The sequence below is a fragment of the Streptomyces sp. HSW2009 genome, from assembly GCF_040240285.1.
Taxonomy (GTDB): domain Bacteria; phylum Actinomycetota; class Actinomycetes; order Streptomycetales; family Streptomycetaceae; genus Streptomyces.
On sequence record NZ_JBEHZD010000796.1, the window covers coordinates 1 to 2,727 of the forward strand.

Genomic DNA, 2,727 nt, shown 5'->3' on the forward strand with positions numbered 1-2,727 from the left:
GGGGGGGGGGGGGCCCCGGGCGCGGCCCCCCCCGGGGCGGGGGGGGCCCGGAATCCCCCTCGCGGTGGGGGCCGGAACCCCGCGGGGCTCCGGCTGCGCGTGCCGCCGGGCCGACGGTCACGGGGGCCAGCCGGCCAGCGGCCGTGCCGGGCGGCACGACCGGGGTGGGCCGTGCCGGGGCCCCGCCTTCAGCCCGGCCTCATGCCGCATCCGGTCCTAGAACTCGACGTCCGAGCAGGCGTAGAACGCGTTGCCCGTGTCGTTGATCGTCCAGACCGAGACGAGGACGTGCTTGCCGGTGCGGTGCGGCAGGGTCGCCGGGTGACTGGTGTTCGTCGAGGGCTGCCGGCCGCGGTAGGGGACGGTGAGGAACGGTTCGAGATCCAGGCTGGCCCGAGTCACCTGCTGGGTCGGGTCGAACCCTTCCTTGGTGAGGTAGTAGCGGAAGTCGGTGGTGGAGTGCGGCACCGGAATCCGCCAGTTGAGGTTGAGGCTCTGGCCCGAGGTGACCTTCGTCGCCGGCCACTTGCCGCCGCGCGGGTCGTCCAACGGGGACCACCGGGCGTCGGCACCGGCGCAGATCTTGCCGTCGGCGGGGCCGCGCGACGGGAAGCCCTTCGGGCCCTCGACGCTCATCGGCTCCCACTGGATCTGGCCACAGTTCTTGACCTTGCCCTGGGCGCACAGGATCTGCCGGCTCGGCGGACTGTCGGTGTAGCCGTGGCTGCTGGCGGTCCCGCCGGTCACCAGGACCGATGCGCCCGCGATGCCAAGCCCGAGGATGGCCGCACTGATCTTCTTACGCATGCTTGGCTCCTGACAAGCGTGTGGGGAGTGCGTGGGGGTTGATCTGGCGTGCGTGAAGTGGTGCGCGGGGGGTGCTGGGGCTCGTACGGATGGGGGGTGGTGGGTGCGGTCTAGACCAAGGCGCAGACTAGTCCCGCCAATTGAGCATGTCCATACCAAACGGCACGAGGATGCGGTCGCACCGCCACCTCGATTCCTTGATCAGTTCACCGTTGGGACGGTCATTCCCCGCGACCCAGGCCCGGGCCCGCGCCCCGTCCTTCCCGCCCGCCAACTGGCGCTCCACCAGCCGCTGTTCCCGTACGTCATCGGCGGTCTCCAGGTACCAGAGCGCGGCCAGCGACCGCCGCGCCTCGCGCCAGCCCGGGGCGTCGCAGGCGAGGTAGTTCCCCTCGGTGATCACCAGTCGGGCCGTCGGTGGCACCAGGTGGCGGGCGGCGACCGGCTCGTGCAGCGTCCGGTCGTAGTCGGGTACGTAGATCTCGTACTCCTCCTGGCGCACCACCCGCTCCAGGAGGGCCGCGTATCCCCAGACGTCGAAGCTCGGCGCCGAGCCCTTGCGGTCGGTCAGGCCGAGCCGGGCCAACTGCGCGTTGGACAGGTGGAACCCGTCCAACGGCAGATAGGCCGCCGTCCCCGCCCCGTACCGCTCCTCCACCGCGGCGACCAGCGCCCGCGCCAAGGTCGACTTCCCGGCCCCCGGCGCGCCCGCGATCCCCACCACGCGCCGGGCGGGGCGCCGCGCGACCGGGGTACGGGCGGGCTGCGGGTCGGTGGGTGGGGATGCCACCGGCTCGGTGGGTGCAGGTGCTGCCGGTTCGATGGGCGCGGGTGTCGGGTCGGTCGCCGGGCGGTCCGGTGTCGCGGGCGGGCGCTCGGGCCCGGCCACCAGCGCCCAGGCCGCGGCGGCAAGCGCGGGAAGGTCCAGAGGTGCGGAAGCGGAAGCCATGGGAGGGGACGGTAGCGGGCGGGCCTCGGGTGGCTGCCGGTGCTGGGGGGACGGGGAGCCGTGCGGCTCCGGGGTGGCCGCTGCCGGTGCTGGCGTTACGGGTGTGGTGGCTGCGGTGGGTGTGGGGCGGGGCGGCGGGGGGCCGGGGAGAAGGCCACCGCCAGGTCCTTGACCAGGACCTTACGCTCGTAGTCGGCGAGTTCCAGCAGGCCGCGCGAGGTGCGGCGGTGCACCGTGCCGTCCACCGCGTCCACCACCGGGGTGGGCACGCCGTCCCGGTGCCCGGCGTCCAGCGCGGCGAGCTGGCTGCGCTGCATCGCGGCGGCGACGCCCGGGGCGTACCGCAGGCTGACCGGCTGTACGGAGAAGATCGTCAGGCCCACCGGTACGCAGCGCGCCGCCAGCACCCGGGTCAGGGCGTCGCCGACCGCCTCGGCGTCGCGCAGGGTGGTGGGGCGGGGCGCGGGGCCGCGGGGTGGGTTCGGCAGGTCGTCGTACGCGTCGGCCGGGAGTCGGGAGAGCACGCTGGTCAGCGTGGCCTCGACCTGTTCGCGCAGGTAGGTGGCGTGGTCGTCGACCGCGAGCACGGCCCGTGCGGTGTCCTCGACCTGCCAGACGACCAGGACCACCGCCCGCAGGTCGATGCCGCGCGCGTCCATCACCGGTATCGGTTCGCTGCGCCAGTGCCGCAGGCGTATGTCCACCCGGCGGCGCAGCAGCAGCGGGTTGATCCACATCAGGCCCGTTCGGCGTGCCGTGCCGCGGTAGCGCCCGCACCGGCTCAGCACCCGGGCGCCGCCCACCTGGCCGCGGGTCAGGCCGCCGAAGGCGAACAGGGCGAGGCCGCCGGCGAGGGCGAGGCCCGCCCAGGCCCAGGCCGGGGCGGTGGCGGGCCGGGGGGGCGGGGCCCCCGCCCCCCCCCCCCCCCCCCCCCCCCCCCCCCCCCGCCCCCCCCCCCCCCCCCCCCCCCC

The 2,727-nt window shown here is 75.2% G+C and carries 3 protein-coding genes; all 3 read right to left on the minus strand.

Going from position 1 to position 2,727, the window contains the following annotated elements; genetic code table 11:
* Positions 1–216 precede the first annotated feature (216 nt).
* On the minus strand, positions 217–807 hold the full coding sequence (locus AAHZ94_RS32265; protein WP_349997261.1) for a lytic polysaccharide monooxygenase auxiliary activity family 9 protein: 591 nt from the start codon (positions 805–807) through the stop codon (positions 217–219).
* A 127-nt stretch (positions 808–934) separates the two neighbouring features.
* Positions 935–1,756 carry a nucleoside/nucleotide kinase family protein gene (locus AAHZ94_RS32270; RefSeq protein ID WP_349997262.1) on the minus strand — a complete coding sequence of 274 codons (822 nt, stop codon included), beginning with the start codon at positions 1,754–1,756 and terminating at the stop codon, positions 935–937.
* A gap of 95 nt (positions 1,757–1,851) precedes the next feature.
* Positions 1,852–2,727 (minus strand): SPFH domain-containing protein (locus AAHZ94_RS32275; RefSeq protein WP_349997263.1); only part of this gene is annotated, 876 nt, incomplete at its 5' end.